The sequence below is a fragment of the uncultured Parvibaculum sp. genome, from assembly GCF_963975745.1.
GTDB lineage: Bacteria > Pseudomonadota > Alphaproteobacteria > Parvibaculales > Parvibaculaceae > Parvibaculum.
Genome location: NZ_CAXBIB010000010.1, coordinates 43,790 through 63,205 on the forward strand (window position 1 = coordinate 43,790; position 19,416 = coordinate 63,205).

The following is a 19,416-nucleotide window of genomic DNA, read 5'->3' on the forward strand; positions in this document are numbered from 1 at the left end:
TGCGACAAATGGCCCCGGCACTTGCCGCTCCGCGGCCGTCAACCTATGCTCACCTCGGTGGCAGTATAACACATGCGGGGTCTGGAAATTCAGCCTGCGCACAGGTTTTTGAGGAGCGGATATTGGGCGTTGTTGTTCCCCTCGAGGAAGAGCGCGGGCGCGGCCAGAACGCCGTCAGGCAGCTTCAGGCGCTGGTGGCCCAGGACATGGAAGCCGTCGACGAATTCATCCGTGAGCGGATGGCCTCCGATGTACCCATGGTACCCGAGCTTGCCAGCCATCTGATCAATTCGGGCGGCAAGCGCCTGCGGCCCATGCTGACCATCGCCGCCTCCCGCATGTGCGGCTACACGGGCACCGATCACATCAAGCTGGCCGCGACCGTCGAGTTCATGCACACGGCAACGCTGCTGCATGACGACGTGGTCGACGAGAGCGACCTGCGGCGCGGCACCAAGACGGCGCGGATGCTCTGGGGCAATCAGGCCAGCGTTCTGGTCGGCGATTTCCTGCTCGGCCGCGCCTTCAAACTGATGGTCGAGACGAAATCGCTCCGGGCGCTCGAAATCCTTTCCAACGCAGCCTCGGTGATTGCCGAAGGCGAGGTCATGCAGCTTGCTGCCGCCAAGGACACCGGCACCACGGAAGACGCCTATCTGCGGGTCATCCAGGCCAAGACCGCCGCGTTATTCGCCGCGGCCACCGAAATCGGTGCGGTCATTGCCGGTCAGAACGGAAACGAAGCGGCGGCGCTCGAATCCTACGGCCGCAATCTCGGCATCGCCTTCCAGCTGGTCGACGATGCGCTCGACTATGGCGGCCGCGCAGCCGCGCTCGGCAAGAATGTCGGCGACGATTTCCGCGAGGGCAAGATCACCCTCCCCGTCGTTCTGGCCTATCGCCGCGGTTCGGCCGAGGAGCGCGGCTTCTGGCAGCGCACGCTGCAGAATGGCGAACGCAGCGACGGCGATCTCGAATCCGCGATCGAATTGATGCAGAAACACGATGCGCTGGCCGACACCATATTGCGGGCACGGCATTATGGCGCCATCGCCACCGATGCGCTGGCGATCTTCCCCGAGAGCGACTATCGCCAGTCGCTCACCGATCTGGTCGAGTTCTGCATCAATCGCAATCACTGACGCCGCAGGCAGCCGTCCACCAGCCGGTATGCGCCCGCGCGATCGCGGCGGCGGCCGCGGTGGCCGCCGTTTCCTCGGCATAGATGCCGAAACAGGTCGCGCCTGAACCCGACATGCGGGCCAGGCGGCAGCCGGCCGTCGATGCCAGTGCCTGCAATGCAGTCGCGATTTCCGGCTGCAGCCCGCAAGCCGGCTTTTCGAGATCGTTGGCTTCGGTGCCGAGCCATGCGACCAATTCGTCGAGCGCCGCAAAGGCCGGGACCGCCGGGGCGGCAGGCAGGCCTTCAAGGCTTGGTGCGGCGAGCGCGCGGAACACCTCGGCTGTCGACAGCGCCATGCCGGGATTGACCAGCACCAGATGGAAACGCGGCAGCGCCGCGAGACGGACGATTTTTTCGCCCGTGCCCCACATCATCGCCGGGCGTGCCTCGAGACAGACCGGCACATCGGCGCCGAGCGACGCCGCCATGCCGGCCAGCGCATCCCGGCCGGGATCGATGGCCCAGAGCCGCATCAGCGCGCGCATGGCCGCCGCCGCATCGGCCGAACCGCCGCCGATGCCCGAAGCGACAGGCAGATTCTTTTCCAGCACCAGCCTTGCGCCCGCTGTCACGCCCGTCTGCGCGCGCAGCAGACGCGCGGCCCGCAGCACCAGATTGTCGGCATCGCCGGCCAGCGCCGCCGCAAACGGGCCCTGCACGGCCAATGTCAGATCGTCCGCCGCTTCGGCAAGGAGGCGGTCGCCGCAAGACGCAAAAACGACAAGGCTCTGCAGTTCGTGATAGCCGTCACTGCGGCGCCCGGCGACGCGCAGGCTGAGATTGATCTTGGCGGGTGCGTCTTCGACAAACGGGCCGCGTGGTGCGCCGATCACGGTGTCAGGATCCCGCGGGGCCCGCCCCGGCTTCCTCGCGCTCGGCGCTTTCGGCCGCTTCGAGACCGAAATCGAGCTTGGTGCGCAGCAGCTTGATCCGCTTTTCCTCGGGCTTCATCGCCAGGGCGTGGTTCCACTGGAAGCGCGCCTCGATCCGGCGGCCGACCTTCCACAGGGCGTCGCCCAGATGCTCGTTGATGGTCGGATCGTCGGGCTGCAGTTCGACCGCGCGCTCGAGATACTTGACCGCCAGATCGTATTCGCCGAGCCGGTAGCGCGCCCAGCCGAGACTGTCGACGATGAAGCCGTCATTCGGCCGCCGTTCGACCGCCTTCTCGATCATCGCCAGCGCCTCTTCGAGACGGTGATGCTGTTCGACCCATGAATAGCCCAGATAGTTCAGCACCAGCGGATGATCGTCGGAGAGTTTCAGCGCAAGCGTCAGGTCCTTTTCGGCCTTGTCCCATTCGCCGAGGCGCTCGAAGCAGATGCCGCGCGCATAGTAAAGCGTCCAGTCGGCTTCCGACGGTGCGCCCGAAAGTGCGATGGCGCGCTTATATTCCGTCGCCGCCGCGGCATAGTTTTCCTTCGCGCGATGGATGTCGCCGATCGCCACCACCGGCTCGATGCTGTCGGGCTTCTCGCGCGCAAGGCGGCGCAGCACCGCGATGGCCTCCCCTTCGCGCTCCAGCCGGTTGAGCAGCATGGCGGTCTGGATGCGGGCATTCATGTAGAGCGGCGACTTGCGGTCGATCCGGCTGTAGGCGGCGATGGCGTCTTCCCAGCGCTTGCGGTTTTCGTAGGTGCCGGCCAGCAGCGAGCGGGCCATGTCGAAGTCCGGCCGCAGATAGAGCGCCAGATGAAGATAGACTTCCGCGAGATCGCTCGATGTATCCTGCATCAGCGCGCTGCCGAGACCGTAAAGCGCTTCGGCGGCGCCATCGGTTGCGCTGCGAACCTGGACCGGCAGCGCCTCGCCGCGCGCCAGAAGATCAAGGTAATCGCGCACGACGGGATGGTCGGGCGCAAAGGCCAGAAAGCCCTCCAGCGCCGCGCGTGCTTCGTCGCCGCGGCCCTGGCGCTGCAGGAAGCTCGCATAGGCCTCGACGACGCGCACGCTGCTGCCGCTGCTGGCATCCATCGCTTCGGCATAGGCTTCGCCGGCGCCGGCGGCATCGTCCAGCAGGTCCAGCATCAGCCCCTGATGATAGGAGCGGAACAGCGCGAAGGCGGTGCGGCCTTCGAAAGCGCCGATCTTTTCGAGCACCAGCGCCTTGTCGCGCTCGCCGGCCGCCGCCCAGGCCGATGTCAGCGTGCCGACAAGCGCGGTGAAGGGACCGGGCGCCGAGGCCGCGATCTGTTCGCGCGCGCCGGCGAAATCGCCGCTCTTCATGTCGGCCAGCGCCAGCGTCAGCCGCGCCATGCGCTGCCCGCTCTCGATCGCCGTCAAGCGCCCGGCCAGCCCGACCGCGCGGTCCATATCGCCGGCGGCCAGCGAAGCCATGAAGGCACGGTCGAGAATCAGCGGGTCGTCGGGCTCGCTGCGCAAGGCAACATCGTAGAACTCGGCCGCACGCTGCGGGTCGTTGACCGAGGCCGCATGACGGCCGGCCAGATAGGCGCCATAGGAGGTCTCGCCGCGTTTCGTCGCCGGCTCGCCGAAGGCACCGAGGCCGGCACAGCCGCCCAGCAGCGCCAGTGCCGCGGCCAGCGCGACACGCTTCAGCGCGTGGGCGCGGCGTCTTTCGCCGTTCGGTGCGATAGCTGTCGCGGCCATGGGGGCCTTGCCTCCGGAATTGCCATATGCGGACGCCGCAGCGGCGCCCGTCGCGATGCTACAGGAGCACGCATGCCGGATACAGGCATGTCGGGCGCTGCCGCTCACATATTCGGGTAATTCGGCCCGCCGGCGCCTTCCGGCACCGTCCAGTTGATGTTCTGCGCCGGATCCTTGATGTCGCAGGTCTTGCAGTGGACACAGTTCTGCGCGTTGATCTGGAAGCGCGGATTGGAGCCGTCGTCGTCGCGGATCACCTCGTAGACGCCGGCCGGGCAATAGCGCTGCGCCGGCTCGTCGTAATTCGGCAGGTTGTAGGCGATCGGGATGGCCGGGTCCTTCAGCTTCAGATGGACCGGCTGGTCCTCCTCGTGATTGGTCGCCGAGATGAAGACCGAGGAGAGCTTGTCGAAGGAGATCTTGCCGTCGGGCTTGGGGTAGGCGATCGGCTTGCACTGGCTCGCCTTCTTCAGCGCCTCGTGATCGGCCTTCTTGTGGCGCAGCGTGTAGGGCAGGCCGATGCCGAGATTGTTCATCCACATCTCGATGGCGCCGAAGCCGGTGCCGAGGAAGGTACCGAGGCGCGACAGCAGCGGCTTGACGTTGCGCACGCGCTTCAGGTCCTTGTAGACCGCGCTCTTCTCATAGGCCTGCGTATAGGCGGTCAGCTCGTCGGCCTGGCGGCCGTCCTTGACCGCCTCGAAGGCGGCTTCGGCGGCCATGATGCCGGTCAGCATCGCGTTGTGGCTGCCCTTGATGCGCGGCACGTTGACGAAACCGGCCGAGCAGCCGACCAGCGCGCCGCCGGGGAAGGTCAGCTTCGGCACCGACTGGAATCCACCCTCGGTGATGGCGCGCGCGCCATAGGCGATGCGCTTGCCGCCCTCGAAGGTGTCGACGATTGCCGGGTGATGCTTGAAGCGCTGGAACTCGTCGAAGGGCGAGAGATAGGGATTGCTGTAGTTGAGGTGGACGACGAAGCCGACCGAGACCAGATTGTCGCCGAAATGATAGAGGAAGGAGCCGCCGCCGGTCTTGTCGTCGAGCGGCCAGCCCAGCGTGTGCTGCACCAGCCCCTTGCGGTGCTTCGCCGGATCGACCTGCCACAATTCCTTGATGCCGATGCCGAATTTCTGCGGCTCGCAGCCCTCGTCGAGCTTGAACTTGCGGATCAGTTCCTTCGACAGCGAACCGCGCACGCCTTCGGCAAAGAAGGTGTATTTGCCGCGCAGCTCCATGCCGGCGGTGTAGCTGTCCTTGTGGCTGCCATCCCTGGCGACGCCCATGTCGCCGGTGACGACGCCGCGCACCGAACCGTCCTCGCCATAAAGCACTTCGGCGCCGGCAAAGCCCGGATAGATCTCGACGCCGAGGCCTTCGGCCTGTTCGGCCAGCCAGCGGCAGACATTGCCGAGGCTGACGATGTAGTTGCCGTGATTGTTCATCAGCGGCGGAAACAGGAAATTGGGGAAGCGCAGCGAACCGGCCGGGCCGAGATAGAGGAAGTGGTCGGCCGTCACTTCGGTGTCGATGGGCGCGCCCATCTCGCGCCAGTCCGGCAGCAGCGTGTCGAGACCGATCGGATCGATCACCGCGCCCGACAATATATGCGCGCCGACCTCGGAGCCCTTCTCGATCACGCAGACCGAAAGATCGAAATCCTCCGACGCCGCGAGCTGGCGCAGCCGGATCGCCGCCGACAGGCCGGCCGGGCCGCCGCCGACGATGACGACGTCATATTCCATATATTCGCGTTCGATCGCCTGCTCGCTCATTCAGCCTCTCCTCGTCCGGCCGCGCGCCCGTTTCCGGCGCGCCGGCCCGCGCAAAATCGGGGTCCGTTATGGTGCGGATGGCCCCGTTGGTCAATATATCGGGGTCTGCGCCGCGCAGCGCCCCGCCGGGCATGTTATTCTCGCCCGGACCGCCTGACGAAGGAGTGTAGGTGGCCTGCCGGGAGCGTCAAACCCGGGACCGGCCGCCCCTCAAGGAACCACGACGGAAGCCCGAAGAAAGTCATGAACCGATCCGGCCCATCTTCCCCGCTGACAGCTGACGAGGCGGCGGCGCTGCTTGCCTTTTTCGTCGAGGCCGGCGTGACGGAGGCGCTTTGCGAGGCGCCGGTCGACCGCTACATGCTGGACGAGACGGCCGCGCCGGTTGTGACCGCGCCCGCGCCTGACGCCGTGCCCGCCGGCGAGGCCCGCCGCGCGCCGCGCGCCGATCCGCGCGGTGCTGCGCCGACATTTCCGGCCGCGCCGTCCGCCCCGCCCCGCGTCGCGGCGCCGACCTCGCTGCCGCTCGACGATGCCGGGGCGGCCGAAAGCGCCCGCGCCATCGCCCAGGCCTGCACAACGCTCGACGCCTTGCGCGCCGCGCTTGAAGGTTTCGAGGGCTGCCCCTTGCGCTACACGGCCAAGAACCTGGTCTTTGCCGATGGCAATCCGGCAGCGCGGCTGATGCTGGTCGGCGAGGCGCCGGGCCGCGACGAGGATCTGCAGGGCCTGCCCTTTGTCGGCCGCGCCGGGCAATTGCTCGACCGGATGCTGGCCGCGATCGGCCTCGACCGCCAATCGGTCTATATCGTCAACACCCTGCCCTGGCGGCCGCCCGGCAACCGCACGCCGACGCCGGCCGAACATGCGGTCTGCATGCCCTTTGTCGAGCGCCATATCGAACTGGTCGCGCCCGACATGCTGCTGCTCCTGGGCGGCGTCTCGGCCAAGCAGCTGCTCGGCACCGAGACCGGCATCACCCGGATCCGCGGCAAGTGGTCGAGCTGCCGCATCGGCGGCCGCGACATCCCGGCCCTGCCGACGCTGCATCCGGCCTATCTGCTGCGCCAGCCGGCCCAGAAACGGCTGGCCTGGCGCGATCTGCAGGCGCTGAAGGCACGCCTCGACGCCCTGCCGCCGCGTTAACCCTGCGCGACATTTCTGCGGCGTTCCGGTTCCATTCCGGCACAGTTTGCTTGTCGGGCGGCGTTCGGCCGCTAAGATGCCCCGCATGAGCCATCGGGGGGTTTTCATCGCCATTGCGCCGGCGCGGCGCGGGAAGTTTGTGCGTTCGGTCCTGCTGACCGGGCTCACGGCGCTGCTGCTTGCCGCGATGACGGCCCTGCCGGTCCGTGCCGACAGCGGCACCACGCCCCAGGCGCGCATCTGGAGCCCCGAGATCCTTACCGGTGCCGACCGCGAGCTCTACCGCCAGATCTTCGCCGCCACCGAGCGCGGCCGCTTCCAGGAAGCCGACCGGCTGACGGCGCGGCTCAAGGACAAGCGCCTGATGGGCCATGTCCTCTACGTCAAATATATGGGCCCGCACTACACGACGCGCTATGCGGAATTGCGCGACTGGATGGCGGCATATCGCGATCATCCGGGCGCGGCCGATATCCACCGCCTTGCGCTGCGCAAGCGTCCGGCATCCGCCGCCCGGCCCGAACGGCCGGCCGCGCGGCAATGGCGCCAGGCCGCCCATGCGGTCTATGCGGTCGATGACGGCGAGAGCGATGTGCGCTCGCCGCGCTTTCGCGAAATCGATGCCACGGTGCGCCGCATGGTGCGCCAGGGCACGGCTGACAGCGCCCATGCCTGGCTGAAGCGCGGCAATGCGCGGGCCGCGCTGCGGCCGGCCGAATATGACAAGGTGCTGGAGCGCGTCGTCGCCTCATATTTCCTCGAAGGCGAGAACGACAAGGCCTATGTGCTGGCCAGCGAGATCCTCCGCAATCACGCCCGCCAGGTGCCGCGCGCCGACTGGTATGCCGGGCTTGCCGCCTGGCGCATGGAGAATTACGGCGCGGCGGCGCGGCATTTCGAGCGGCTGGCCCGTTCGCCGTCGGTCAACAACTGGACGCGGGCGGCCGGCGGCTTCTGGGCGGCGCGCGCCTTCCTGGCCGAAAGGCAGCCCGAAAACGTCGCGCCGATGCTGGAACTGGCGGCCGACACGGGCGCGACCTTCTACGGCCTGCTGGCCACCCGCCAGCTCGGCCGCACGCTGCGCATCGACTGGGTCGAACCGCGGCTCGACGCGGCGTCGTTCCGTGCGCTTGTCGCCAACGGACAGGTCGCGCGCGCGGTGGCGCTGTTCCAGATCGGCAAACGCGAGCTGGCCGGCGAGGAATTGCTGCGCGCCCATGCCCATGTCGATCCGGCGCTCGACCAGGCGTTGATCGCGCTGGCCAATGATTTCAGGCTGCCGGCCGTCGAACTCCAGGTCGCCAATGCGGCGCATCTGCCCGCGACCGGGCGCAAGGGCGGCCGGTTGTCGCTCAATGCCGGGCTCTTTCCGGTGCCCGACTACGCGCCGTCGAACGGCTACAAGGTCGACCGGGCGCTGCTGCTGGCCTTCATGCGGCAGGAAAGCAAGTTCCAGTCGGATGCGATGTCGCATGCCGGCGCGCGGGGGTTGATGCAGATCATGCCGGCGACCGCCAGCCACATCACGCAGGACCGGTCGCTGGCCGGCGGCAATCGCGACCGGCTGCTCGACCCGACCTTCAACGTGACGCTCGGGCAGGAATATCTGGCCGAGCTGATGGGCGCGGGCGAGCCCTATGGCAATCTCTTCATGCTGACGACTGCCTATAATGGCGGGCCCGGCAATCTCTCGCGCTGGCTCGCCAGCATCGACTTCAAGGGCGACCCGTTCCTCTTCATCGAGTCGATCCCGGCCGCCGAGACGCGCGGCTATATCGAACGTGTACTGACCAATTACTGGATCTACAGCGAACGCCTCGGCACCCCGGTCGATTCGCTGGATGCCTCGGCCGCCGGCACCTGGCCGGTCTATGAACAGGCAACGGCAAGCATCCGCTGACCCGCGCGACTCTTCGGGTTTTTTCCGCTATAGGAGGCGCTCACACGCTCCCGCGAAAGGCCTGCGCCATGCCCGGCATCGACGAGACCCGCGAATTCATCTCCCTCAATATCGCCCTGCTGACGGTGTCGGACAGCCGTACGCCCGAGACCGACACGTCGGGCGATGTGCTGGCCGAACGGATCGCAAAGGCCGGCCACAAGGTGGCGGCGCGACGCATCGTGCCGGACGACACGGTGCATATTCGCGGCCAGTTGATGTCCTGGATCGCCGATGAGGGGATCGACGCCGTCATCTCGACCGGCGGCACCGGCCTGACCGGCCGCGACGTGACGCCCGAGGCCTTCAAATCGGTCTATGACAAGGAGATCGAGGGCTTTTCGGCGCTGTTCCACCGCGTCAGCTACGACAAGATCGGCACCTCGACGATCCAGTCGCGCGCCACCGCCGGCGTCGCGGGCGGCACCTTCCTCTTCGCGCTGCCGGGCTCGCCCGGCGCCTGCAAGGACGGCTGGGACGAGATCCTCGTCCACCAGCTCGACCATCGCTACCGCCCCTGCAATTTCGTCGAGATCATGCCGCGGCTCGAGGAACACAAGAAGCGCAAGTGAGCGGCGGTTTTTGCCTGTTGTAAGCGTGGCGACCGCGTATCAGGATTTCCTTGCGGCGCGATTCGCCCGCGGCATCAGCGAGGGGACCCCCATGTTCAAGGAATTCCGCGATTTCGCCCTCAAGGGCAATGTGCTCGACATGGCCGTTGGCATCATCATCGGCGCCGCCTTCACCACCATCGTCAAGTCGCTGGTCGACGACATCATGATGCCGCCGATCGGCGCCTTGATGGGCGGCGTCGATTTCAGCGACTATTTCATCGCGCTGACGCTGGCCGAAAACGGCCCGGCGACGGTCGACGCGGCAAAGACGGCGGGCATTCCCGTCATCGCCTATGGCAAGTTCATCAACGCGCTGCTGCAGTTCTCGATCGTCGCCTTCGCGCTCTTTCTGGTCATCAAGCAGATGAATGCGCTCAAGGCCCGCATCGCCCGCGGCGAGGCGCCGGCACCCGCCGCCCCGCCGCGCCAGGAAGTGCTGCTGGAGGAAATCCGCGATGCGTTGAGGGCGAAGAACGGGTAGATGGATGACACAAGCAACAAACAAAATCCGTCATGACCCGGCTTGTCCGGGTCATCCACGTCTTTCTTTTCCTCTTTCACTTGCCGCCAAGACGTGGATGGCCCGCATAAAGCGGGCCATGACGGAATTGTGAAAACGGGGTGAGTGCAAACCCACCATCCCCTTTCACTCCTCCCGCCTCAGCACATAAAACACATAGGAATAATCTGCGCCGCAGCGCTCGAAGAGGGCGATTTCGGCCTCTTCCTGGTCGAGCACCGCCCTGGCCGCCGCGCCATAGGTCGCGCGCATTTCGGCGATCCGGACGCGCATCGGCGTGTAGTATTCCGTCCACCAGTCTTCTTGCGGCAGCGTGAAGGTGCCGATGATCTCGTAGCCGGTGCGTTCCGCCGCGGCGCTGTTTTCGGCCACCGTTCCCATTCCCGGATAGGCGTCGTTCCAGAAGGCCCTGGCCTCCGCCGCCGGCGCATCGGTCAGCCATGTGCATTCGGTGACCGCCACGAAGCCGCCCGGCTTCACGAGACGCCGCCAGAGCCGGAGCCCCGTCTCGAAGCCGACCAGATAGATCGCGCCTTCCGACCAGACGAGATCGAACTCCCCGTCATGGAAGGGCAGCGCCGCCATGTCGCCGCGCTTGATCGTCAGCCGGTCCTCGCCGATGCGCGCGCGCTCGGCGCGCGCCGCCAGCTTGTCGAGAAAAGGCTCGAAGAGATCGACCGCCGTCACATGGCCGCTTGTCAGCCGCAGCAGTTCGAATGTCGAGGCGCCCTGGCCGCAGCCGATATCGAGAAGGCGGGCATTTGCGGGCAGGCCCGGCAGCATCGCAAAGGCCCGCGCGGTCGAGGCCGCACTGCCCGGCCCGTTGCGCGGCAGGCCCAGCTGCAGATCGAGAAAGATCTTGAAGGGATCGAGGTCTTCGCTCATCGCGCGGCCTTCCACAGTCGGTAATCGGCGCCGGTATCGATATCGGCCAGCGTTTCGAGACGGGCGACGCCAAGCCCGGCCCGCGCCATGTTCGCCTCGGTATCGACCCGCGTCGTCGGGCTCGACCAGCGCACGCCCCCGAATATCTCGGCGATGCGCGGCCGCCGCTTCAACCCGATCAGCCAGTAGCCGCCATCCTCGGCCGGCCCGATGACGGCATCGTGATTGCCGAGCGCCGCAAAGGCGGAAGCGATATGCGCGCGCGTGATGCCCGGAATGTCGGCGCCGACAATCACCACCGGCCCCGGCGGCAGGTCGCGGAAAAGCCGGCCCATGCGGTGCCCGAGATCGCCCGGCCCTTGCGCGACGCGCGGCAGGTCGTCCGGCCACGGTCCCGGCTCATGCACGGCCCGGTCGGGCGAAAGCGCCAGCACCGTCTGCCAGCGCGGATCGTTCCCGACACGCCGGATCAGCCCGGCCGACGCCGTCCGGAAGAACCGCACCGCTTCCACGCCGCCGATATCGCGCGCCAGCCGCGTCTTGACGCGGCCGATCAGCGGCGCCTTGGCCATGATCACGAGTTGCGGTTCGAGGGACATCTGTGTGCAGATTTTCTCGATGAATGTGTTTCGTCCCACCCGCCCCTGGGGGGCGGGTCAAACGGCGCGGCTTTGGCTCTGCCAAAGGCGTGACGTTTGGGGCGGGGGCGCGGCGGGAATCCCGAGTACAATCGTGAGCGGCTTCGCTCGGGAGAGTCAGAGCCCCCGCCCCGAACGACCTGCGGTCGTTCGACCCTCCCCCCCTCCGCTTGTTCGCCTTGGCGGACAAGCCGCCAAGGATGGGAGGGTGGCGATGAACGGAACACCAGCACCCACCTCACCCGTACAACCTTGCGATCACCCGTGGCGGCACGCGCAGATAATAAAGCGCGAGGCAGCCGAGATTGCGCAGCGAGCGGGCGAGGAAGCCGTCCTTGAGATAGCGCGTCGGGCTGGTCACCGCGCGCGAACGCAGCATCACCAGGCGGCGCCGGCCGATGCGGCGCACGAGGTCGACATCTTCCATCAGCGGCAGGTCGCGAAAGCCGCCAAGGCGATCGTAGAGCCGCCGGTTGATCAGCAATCCCTGGTCGCCATAGGGCAGGCGCAGCAGCGCGCAGCGCAGCGCGACCATGGTTTCGAGAAAACGCGCCCAGCCCGAAAAATCGTCCAGCGCGAATTTGAACGCCGCCGCCATTTCATGGTCGCGGAAGCGGCCTTCCTCGATCTGCTCGAACAGCTTCTCGACCTCGGCGATCCACGAGGCTTCGAGCACCGTGTCGGCATGAAGAAACAGCAGCCAGTTGCCGCGTGCCGCGTCGGCGCCGGCCGCAAGCTGCGTGCCGCGCCCGCGCGGCGCCTCGACGAGTTTCGCGCCGGCCGCCTCGACGATCTCCATCGTCTCGTCCGAGGAGCCGCCATCGGCGACGATCACTTCCTGCACCAGCCCGCGCACGGCGGCCGTCACCAGTGGCGCCAGCGTCCGCGTCAGGGTCTTCTCGGCATTGAGGGTCGGGATCACCACGCTCAGCATGGCGCGCAACATAGCGGGCGGGCGGGGTTTTTCAAAATTGGCGGCCGCAATCGCCGCGCATCGTCACCGCGGTCTGATCTCCGTCCCGAGGCCTGCGGTGATGAAGACGGCGCTTGCCGTCTCCTCGATATCGGCGGTGTGCCAGACGCCCGGCGGATTGATTGCATACTGGCCGGCGTCGAGCGTCACCTTCGTCACGCCCTGCGGCGTCTCCTGATGCAGCACCATCCGCCCCGCGACGCAGAGCACCACCTCCGCGCCTTTCGGATGCATCTCCCAACTGTCCCAGGGTTTGGTGAATCTATGCAACGAAACGAGGCGGCCCTCGGCACCGTCTGCTTCGTGGCGCGCGCCATAGGCTTCATACCAGCCCATGTCGCCGGTGAAGTCCGGTTCGACCGTCGCCGTCGCGCCGCGGCCGAGATGGACCGGATTTTTCGCCATCTCACGGACGCTCATCATCGCCTCCTGATCTGCTGCCGGTTTGCCGCCGTCAGCCTAGCAATCATGCGCGCGGTCAACAATGTTCTTGTTATGTTCCTGCAACCTGCTATGTTTCTTCCATGAGTTCGAGTCACGAATCAGTGCGCTCCGGTCGCCCCGCCCCTGCCCCCGCCAATTCCCCGATTGGCCCCGTGGCGGCAAGCGGCCCGGATGCACGGACCCGGTCCCCGTCCCCCGCGGGGTCCCCCTCGTACCCCCCGAGGGTCCGTGCCACCCCTCTGCCCGAGAACGGCCGCCGCGGCCGGGGCGCATTGACAAATAGCAGCGGCCGCTTCGAGCGCCGTGCCCGCGAGCCGCTCGACGACGGCTGGGGCGGGCTCGACGCACCGGCGCCGCTGAAAACCGAGGTGACGTCCGAAACGGCGCGCGCGGTGCTGACGCGCAATTCCTCGCCCGATCTTCCCTTCGACCGCTCGATCAATCCCTATCGCGGCTGCGAGCATGGCTGCGTCTACTGCTTCGCGCGGCCGACGCACGCCTATATGGGCCTCTCGCCCGGCCTCGATTTCGAGAGCCGCCTGTTTGCCAAGCCCAATGCCGCCGCCTTGCTCGAAAAGGAACTGGCGCGGCCGAATTACGAACCGGCGCCGATCGCGCTCGGCACCAACACCGACCCCTATCAGCCGATCGAGCAGCGCTACCGCATCACGCGCAGCCTGCTCGAAGTCCTGTCGGCCTACAACCACCCCGTCACCATCGTCACCAAGTCGGCCCGCGTCACCCGCGACCTCGACATTCTTGCCGCGATGGCGGAACGCAATCTCGTCAAGGTCTATCTCTCGATCACGACGCTCGACGCCAGGCTCGCCCGGACGATGGAGCCGCGCGCCTCGACGCCGTCGCGCCGCATGGAAGCGATCTCGATGCTGGCGCAGGCGGGCGTGCCCACCGGCGTCATGGTCGCACCCGTCATCCCGGCACTGACCGACAGCGAGATGGAAAAGATCCTGACCGGTGCCGCCTATGCCGGCGCAACGGAAGCCGGCTACATCCTGCTGCGCCTGCCGCTCGAAATCAGGGATCTCTTCCGCGAATGGCTCGAGGCCAACAAGCCCGACGCCGCCGCCCATGTCATCTCGCTGATCCGCCAGATGCGCGGCGGCAAGGATTACGACGCCCAATGGGGCAAGCGCATGCGCGGCGACGGCCCCTATGCCTGGCAACTCGCCCGCCGCTTCGAACTCGCCACGAAGAAACTCGGCCTCGCCAGAAAAAGCGGGGAGCTCGACAGCACCCGCTTCCTCGTCCCCGGCCGCGGCAAACAACTGGCTTTGCTCTAGGGAAGAAAGGTTTTTTCACGCGGAGACGCGGAGGCGCGGAGAAGAAATATAGAAGTTACGAAGGCTTTCGTTCGCCATGCTGGCGTCGAGACAAGTTCAATTGTTGCGCCTTCGGCGGCGCAGCCGCCATCAATATCCGGCCATGACAATCCACATATGGATGTTTTCTACCTACTTCCTCTTCTCCGCGCCTCCGCGTCTCCGCGTGCCAAAAACGACCTCGGCCACAGATTCAGATGTGAAAGAGATGACAACCCGGATCCGAGAGCTTGATGAGGTGACCGGCGAGATCGTCGACGCAGCCTACAAGCTGCACAAAGGTCTTGGTCCCGGTCTGCTGGAATCTGTCTATGAGGCGGTGCTCGAAAAGGACCTTTGTCGTCGCGGTCTGTCCGTGGAGCGGCAGAAAGCCGTATCGTTTGAATATGATGGTATGCGTTTCACCGACGGCTTCCGGATCGATTTGCTTGTCGATGCATGTGTCGTGGTTGAGATCAAGTCCGTCGAGAATTTGTCACCGGTTCATACAAAGCAAGTCCTGACCTATCTACGACTTCTCGATCTTCCGGTAGGACTCTTGGTCAATTTCGGCGCCCCTACATTGAAAGAGGGCGTGCGCCGGATCGTCAACGATCTCTCGCCATCCGCCGCATCGCGGCTCCGCGTGAACCGGAGGGCGGTCTAGCTTTGCCGCTGGTTTGGCGGCACACTGCGCGCCATGCCGCGCCCGCCGAAACAGCCGCTTCCCGATTTCCGCTTCGAGCGCGAGGCAGGTGCGCCCTTGCGGCTTGTCTGCGGCGTCGACGAGGCCGGGCGCGGGCCCTGGGCGGGGCCGGTGATTGCGGCGGCCGTCATTCTCGATCCCGGCAACATTCCGCCCGGGCTGAACGATTCGAAGAAGCTCGACGCGGCGCGCCGCGAGGCGCTCTACGCCAGCCTCCAGGCATCGGCGCGGATCGGCCTCGGCGAGGCCAGCGTCGCCGAGATCGACCACCTCAACATCCTGCAGGCAACCATGCTCGCCATGTCGCGCGCCGTCGCCGCGCTCGATGCCGCGCCCGCCTTCGCCCTGATCGACGGCAACCGCCTGCCCGATCTTTCCTGCCCGGCGCGGGCCATCGTCAAGGGCGATGCGCTGTCGCTTTCGGTCGCCGCCGCCTCGATCGTGGCCAAGACCGTCCGTGACCGGATCATGTGCCAGCTTGCCGCCAACCACCCCGGCTATGGCTTCGAGCGCCACAAGGGCTATGGCACCGCCATGCACCGCGACGCGCTTTCGCGCCTCGGACCCTCGCCGGCGCATCGCCGCTCCTTCGCGCCGATACGCAAGATGTTGAGTCCGGCCGCCTGAGGGGGACTCGATCTTGTGTGCCGCGAATCCGTTAACCTCTTGATTCAAAAAGATTATTGACCGCGATTCCGCGCCGACTCATCATGCCCCCCAATCCGGCACGGGAACCGGAAGCCAAAGTCAGTAACAGGGGTCGTTCAGTGGGGCGCGTCAACAGCAAGGCCGGCAATCCGGCCGAAACCATCATTCAGGGCGATTGCATCGAGGCGATGAATGCGCTTCCGGCAAAGTCAGTCGATCTCGTCTTCGCCGACCCGCCCTACAATCTGCAGCTCGGCGGCGAGTTGACGCGGCCCGACCAGTCCAGGGTCGACGCCGTCAATGACGACTGGGACAAGTTCGCCAGCTTCCAGGTCTATGACGAATTCACGCGCAACTGGATGACGGCGGCGCGGCGCGTGTTGAAGGACACCGGCGCGATCTGGGTCATCGGCTCCTATCACAACATCTTCCGCGTCGGCGCGACGATGCAGGATCTCGGCTTCTGGATCATGAACGACGTCGTCTGGCGCAAGTCGAACCCGATGCCCAATTTCCGCGGCACGCGCTTCACCAATGCGCATGAGACGCTGATCTGGGCGACGCGCGATGCGGAGCAGAAGAAATACACCTTCAACTACGACGCGATGAAGGCGCTCAACGACGATCTGCAGATGCGCTCCGACTGGCTCTTGCCGCTCTGCACCGGCGGCGAACGCCTGAAGGATGGCGATGGCGGCAAGGCGCATCCGACGCAGAAGCCGGAATCGCTGCTGCACCGGGTGCTGCTGGCGACCACCAATGCCGGCGACACCGTGCTCGATCCCTTTTTCGGCACCGGCACCACCGGCGCCGTCGCCAAGAAGCTCGGCCGCAACTTCATCGGCATCGAACGCGAGGCACGCTACATCAAGGTCGCGCGCGAACGGCTGCGCCTGATCAAGACCGGCGCCCCCGACGACCTCAAGGTCACGACATCGAAGAAGGCGGAAGTCCGCGTGCCCTTCGGCACCATCGTCGAACGCGGATTGCTCGAACCCGGCGCCGTGCTCACCGATCCCGGCCGCCGCCACGCCGCGCGCGTCCGTGCCGACGGCTCGATCGTCTGCCGCGACGCCTCGGGCTCGATCCACAAGATCGGCGCCCATGTGCAGGGCCTCGATGCCTGCAACGGCTGGACCTTCTGGCACTTCAAGACCGACGGCAAGCTGAAGCCCATCGACATATTGCGGCAGAAGGTGCGCGCCGAGATGGGCGAGGGGTGATTGCTCCTTGGGCGGAGCGTTCTGAATTACCCCACCCTCCCCAAGGGGAGGGTCGAAATTTACGAGCGGAGCGAAGGAAATTTCGGGGCGGGGGCACGGCGGCTCGTCGCGGCGCGCCGTTTCCGGTCTCCTGCCCACCCCCGCCCCAAACGGCTTTCAGCCGTTTGACCCTCCCCGAGGGGAGGGTGGGAAGAGATGTACACTGAATAATTTCACCGTTTCGCGAAGAGCGCCCCCGTTTCCGGCATCGCATGCATCGCGACCTTGCGCATCACGGTCGGCAGCGCCTCGGCATGGAGTTCCGCGAGCGGCACCCAGCGCCCGTCGCCCCCGGGGACAAGTTTTTTTCGCGTCGCGGCGGCCAGCACGACCAGTTCGAGATCGAAATGGGTGAAGCTGTGGGTGACAAAACCGGGGATAAGTCGCCAGTCGGCCGCGACCGGCGCCCAGGGATAAAGTGCGGCCAGATCCTTTTGTGACAGTTTTGTGACAGTTCCGTGACAGAGGGGGGGTACCCAGTCGGTGCCCGGTGCCTCCATCATGCCGCCGAGCAGCCCCTTTTCGGGCCGGCGGCGCAGCCAGACATGGCCGTTGCGGGTCAGCCAGAAGCAGGCGCCGGTCCGCTTCGGCTTCGGTTTTTTCGCTGCCCGGCCGGGCCGCAAACCTTCCGTCCCGCGCACCCGCGCATCGCACAAGTCATTGATCGGACAGCGATTACAGGCCGGGGCCCGCGGCGTGCAGAGGGTCGCGCCGAGGTCCATCATCGCTTGCGCGAAGTCGCCGGCGCGCTTCTGCGGTGTCAGCGTGTCGGCGCATTCGCGGATCTCGGGCTTGGCTTTCGGCAGCGGCGTTTCGATGTCGAAGAGGCGCGCCACCACGCGTTCGACATTGCCGTCGACGACTGTCGCGCGCCGGCCGAAGGCGATGGCAGCGATCGCGGCGGCCGTGTAGGGGCCGATGCCGGGGAGCCGCTCAAGCCCTTCTGTTTCCTCGGGAAATTTTCCTCCGTATTCGGAGGATATGGTGCGGGCGCAGGCATGCATGTTGCGCGCGCGGGCATAGTAGCCGAGCCCCGCCCAGGCCTTCATCACCTCTTCCTGCGGCGCTGCCGCCAGCGCCTCGACCGTCGGCCAGCGCTGCAGAAAGCCCGTAAAATAAGGCCCGACGGTTGCCACCGTCGTCTGCTGCAGCATGATTTCCGACAGCCAGACGCGGTAGGGATCGGCGCGCTCACCCTTGCGCGCACGCCAGGGCAGCACCCGCGCATGGGCATCGTACCAGGCCAGCAACTTGCGCGAGGCGGCTGATTTTTCCCTTGTTTTCGGGGCTTTTTTCACGGTTCGCGTCATGCCTCAGTCATCGCGCGGAATGGCCCTGCCCGTCAATTCGCGCGCGCGGCGATTTCGAGTCACAATGCGCGCATGAACGGCATCCTCGGTCATCGCGTCGCCTCGCGGCGCTACAATCCTGCGCCTGTCGGCGCGCGGGTCGGTGCGGTCGCGCGCGCCGCCTTTGCCAAACGCGGCTTCTCGGAAGCGCATGTGCTGGCGCATTGGCCGGAGATTGCAGGGGCCCAGCTTGCCGAATATTCGTCGCCTGAAAAGCTCGTATTTCCAAGGGCTTCCGGTGACGACGCCGGGCGCGGCCGGCGCGGCGGCGCGACGCTGGTGGTGCGTGTCGACGGTCCCGTCGCCGTCGAGATCCGGCATCTCGAGCCGCAGATCATTGAGCGCATCAACGCCTATTACGGCCACAGCGCCGTTGCGCGTCTGAAGCTGGTGCAGGGCCCGCTGCCCGCCAAGCGCCGGCCGCGTCTGCGGCGGCTGCGGCCGCTGAGCGGAAGCGAGCGCGCGGCGCTTGCGCAAGAGCTTGAAAAGATTGAGGAACCGGCGCTGAAAGAGGCGCTGAGAAAGCTCGGCGAGCGGGTGGTCGGCGCGGGCCCCGTCCGCTGAGACATCCGAGTCGCGATTCTCGTGCCGAGGCAACAAAAAGGATTGGTTGAGGGCCTGTGCCCTCGCGGCCATAATGCCTCAACATCTAGTGGGAACCAGTCATCGTGAATCAAAATAGAGCCCTTCTGGCCGGCGGCGCCGCACTTATCCTCGTGCTGGCAATTGGCGGTTATTTTCTCTTCGGCACCTCGAACGGCAATGGCGCGGGCGGGTCCGTCGACCGCTCGGCCTTCGAACGGGAACTGATGGTGCCGGGTCCGCTTGGCGACATGACGATGGGCGATCCCGATGCGCCGGTCACCGTCATCGACTACGCCTCGCTGACTTGCGCGCATTGCGCCAGCTTCGAGGTCAACACGATGCCGCTCCTGAAGGAGCACTACATCGAAACCGGGAAGGTCTATTACATCCTGCGCGACTTCCCCTTCGATCCGATCGCAACCGCCGCCTTCATGCTGTCGCATTGCGCGGGGCCGGAGCGCTATTTCGGTTTTGTCGGCGTGCTGTTCCGTCAGCAGCAGAACTGGGCCTTCACGCAGACGCCGATGGAAGATCTGAAAACGCTGGCGCGACAGGGCGGTTTTTCCGACGAGAGTTTCGATGCCTGCATGAAGGATCAGAAGATCTTCGATCATGTGAAGGAAGTGGCGCTGCGCGGCGCCAAGACATTCAACGTTCGTTCCACGCCGACCTTCTTCATCAACGGCGAAAAGGTCGAAGGCGCGCTGCCCTGGAGCGAGTTCGAACCGCTGATCCAGAAGGCATTGGCGGGCCAGGACATCACCTCGGCCGCGCCGCCGGCCGGACCGTCGACGCCGGCCGAAGAATAGCTGTCAGACCT

At 66.2% G+C, this 19,416-nt stretch carries 19 protein-coding genes; 11 read left to right on the forward strand and 8 right to left on the reverse strand.

Annotation, left to right across the window (positions count from 1 at the left end; all coding sequences use genetic code 11):
• Positions 1 to 122: 122 nt before the first annotated feature.
• Entirely contained in the window at positions 123 to 1,142 is a 1,020-nt protein-coding gene (locus AAC071_RS09560) for a polyprenyl synthetase family protein (protein WP_339832035.1), read from the forward strand.
• On the opposite strand, the gene AAC071_RS09565 is transcribed toward AAC071_RS09560, so the two are convergent.
• The 3 genes from AAC071_RS09565 to AAC071_RS09575 form a co-directional block, all read right to left on the reverse strand.
• Positions 1,126 to 2,016 (reverse strand): 4-(cytidine 5'-diphospho)-2-C-methyl-D-erythritol kinase, encoded by an 891-nt coding sequence (locus AAC071_RS09565; protein WP_339832037.1) that lies wholly within the window; start codon positions 2,014 to 2,016, stop codon positions 1,126 to 1,128. The two genes, AAC071_RS09560 and AAC071_RS09565, sit on opposite strands and share 17 nt — an antisense overlap.
• A 4-nt stretch (positions 2,017 to 2,020) precedes the next feature.
• A complete protein-coding gene (locus AAC071_RS09570) occupies positions 2,021 to 3,793 on the reverse strand; it encodes a tetratricopeptide repeat protein (protein ID WP_339832039.1) in 1,773 nt (590 codons plus the stop codon).
• Between the two features lie 104 nt (positions 3,794 to 3,897).
• Positions 3,898 to 5,568: an electron transfer flavoprotein-ubiquinone oxidoreductase gene (locus tag AAC071_RS09575; protein ID WP_339832041.1), complete on the reverse strand. Its 1,671-nt coding sequence runs from the start codon at positions 5,566 to 5,568 to the stop codon at positions 3,898 to 3,900.
• Between the two features lie 243 nt (positions 5,569 to 5,811).
• Here AAC071_RS09575 and AAC071_RS09580 point away from each other — a divergent pair, with 243 nt between their 5' ends.
• The 4 genes from AAC071_RS09580 to mscL all read left to right on the forward strand — a co-directional run bounded on the left by AAC071_RS09580 (position 5,812) and on the right by mscL (position 9,748).
• The gene (locus tag AAC071_RS09580) at positions 5,812 to 6,714 is read left to right on the forward strand and encodes a uracil-DNA glycosylase family protein (protein WP_339832042.1); all 903 of its coding nucleotides are present in this window, start codon (positions 5,812 to 5,814) and stop codon (positions 6,712 to 6,714) included.
• 85 nt (positions 6,715 to 6,799) lie between these two features.
• On the forward strand, positions 6,800 to 8,614 hold the full coding sequence (locus AAC071_RS09585) for a lytic transglycosylase domain-containing protein (RefSeq protein WP_339832043.1): 1,815 nt from the start codon (positions 6,800 to 6,802) through the stop codon (positions 8,612 to 8,614).
• A gap of 68 nt (positions 8,615 to 8,682) precedes the next feature.
• Complete coding sequence (moaB, locus tag AAC071_RS09590) at positions 8,683 to 9,225, forward strand: molybdenum cofactor biosynthesis protein B (protein WP_339832044.1); 543 nt, start codon at positions 8,683 to 8,685, stop codon at positions 9,223 to 9,225.
• A 91-nt stretch (positions 9,226 to 9,316) separates the two neighbouring features.
• A complete protein-coding gene (mscL, locus tag AAC071_RS09595) occupies positions 9,317 to 9,748 on the forward strand; it encodes a large conductance mechanosensitive channel protein MscL (RefSeq protein ID WP_339832045.1) in 432 nt (143 codons plus the stop codon).
• Between the two features lie 165 nt (positions 9,749 to 9,913).
• Here the strand turns inward: mscL and AAC071_RS09600 are convergent, their stop codons facing one another.
• The 4 genes from AAC071_RS09600 to AAC071_RS09615 all read right to left on the reverse strand — a co-directional run bounded on the left by AAC071_RS09600 (position 9,914) and on the right by AAC071_RS09615 (position 12,703).
• The gene (locus AAC071_RS09600) at positions 9,914 to 10,672 is read right to left on the reverse strand and encodes a methyltransferase domain-containing protein (protein WP_339832046.1); all 759 of its coding nucleotides are present in this window, start codon (positions 10,670 to 10,672) and stop codon (positions 9,914 to 9,916) included.
• Positions 10,669 to 11,271, reverse strand: coding sequence for a TIGR04282 family arsenosugar biosynthesis glycosyltransferase (locus tag AAC071_RS09605; RefSeq protein ID WP_339832048.1), 603 nt, complete (start codon positions 11,269 to 11,271; stop codon positions 10,669 to 10,671). Before AAC071_RS09605 ends, AAC071_RS09600 begins: the two co-directional genes overlap by 4 nt.
• 277 nt (positions 11,272 to 11,548) lie before the next feature.
• Positions 11,549 to 12,244: a TIGR04283 family arsenosugar biosynthesis glycosyltransferase gene (locus AAC071_RS09610; RefSeq protein ID WP_339832050.1), complete on the reverse strand. Its 696-nt coding sequence runs from the start codon at positions 12,242 to 12,244 to the stop codon at positions 11,549 to 11,551.
• A 63-nt stretch (positions 12,245 to 12,307) separates the two neighbouring features.
• Positions 12,308 to 12,703 carry a hypothetical protein gene (locus AAC071_RS09615; RefSeq protein WP_339832052.1) on the reverse strand — a complete coding sequence of 132 codons (396 nt, stop codon included), beginning with the start codon at positions 12,701 to 12,703 and terminating at the stop codon, positions 12,308 to 12,310.
• Positions 12,704 to 12,870: 167 nt separating this feature from the next.
• On the opposite strand from AAC071_RS09615, the gene AAC071_RS09620 reads away from it, so the two are divergent.
• From AAC071_RS09620 to AAC071_RS09635, 4 genes are all read left to right on the forward strand, one after another.
• Entirely contained in the window at positions 12,871 to 14,028 is a 1,158-nt protein-coding gene (locus AAC071_RS09620; RefSeq protein ID WP_339832167.1) for a PA0069 family radical SAM protein, read from the forward strand.
• Positions 14,029 to 14,104: 76 nt separating this feature from the next.
• Complete coding sequence (locus tag AAC071_RS09625; protein ID WP_339832053.1) at positions 14,105 to 14,713, forward strand: GxxExxY protein; 609 nt, start codon at positions 14,105 to 14,107, stop codon at positions 14,711 to 14,713.
• Between the two features lie 33 nt (positions 14,714 to 14,746).
• Positions 14,747 to 15,379 (forward strand): ribonuclease HII, encoded by a 633-nt coding sequence (locus AAC071_RS09630; RefSeq protein WP_339832054.1) that lies wholly within the window; start codon positions 14,747 to 14,749, stop codon positions 15,377 to 15,379.
• A gap of 83 nt (positions 15,380 to 15,462) precedes the next feature.
• Positions 15,463 to 16,623, forward strand: a complete 1,161-nt coding sequence (locus AAC071_RS09635) for a site-specific DNA-methyltransferase (RefSeq protein ID WP_339832056.1) — start codon at positions 15,463 to 15,465, stop codon at positions 16,621 to 16,623.
• Positions 16,624 to 16,835: 212 nt separating this feature from the next.
• Here the strand turns inward: AAC071_RS09635 and mutY are convergent, their stop codons facing one another.
• Positions 16,836 to 17,972, reverse strand: coding sequence for an A/G-specific adenine glycosylase (gene mutY, locus AAC071_RS09640; protein WP_339832058.1), 1,137 nt, complete (start codon positions 17,970 to 17,972; stop codon positions 16,836 to 16,838).
• Positions 17,973 to 18,044: 72 nt separating this feature from the next.
• Between mutY and AAC071_RS09645 the strand changes: the two genes are divergently transcribed.
• Positions 18,045 to 18,575 (forward strand): DciA family protein, encoded by a 531-nt coding sequence (locus AAC071_RS09645; RefSeq protein ID WP_339832059.1) that lies wholly within the window; start codon positions 18,045 to 18,047, stop codon positions 18,573 to 18,575.
• A 104-nt stretch (positions 18,576 to 18,679) separates the two neighbouring features.
• A complete protein-coding gene (locus tag AAC071_RS09650; protein WP_339832060.1) occupies positions 18,680 to 19,405 on the forward strand; it encodes a DsbA family protein in 726 nt (241 codons plus the stop codon).
• Positions 19,406 to 19,416: the final 11 nt, after the last annotated feature.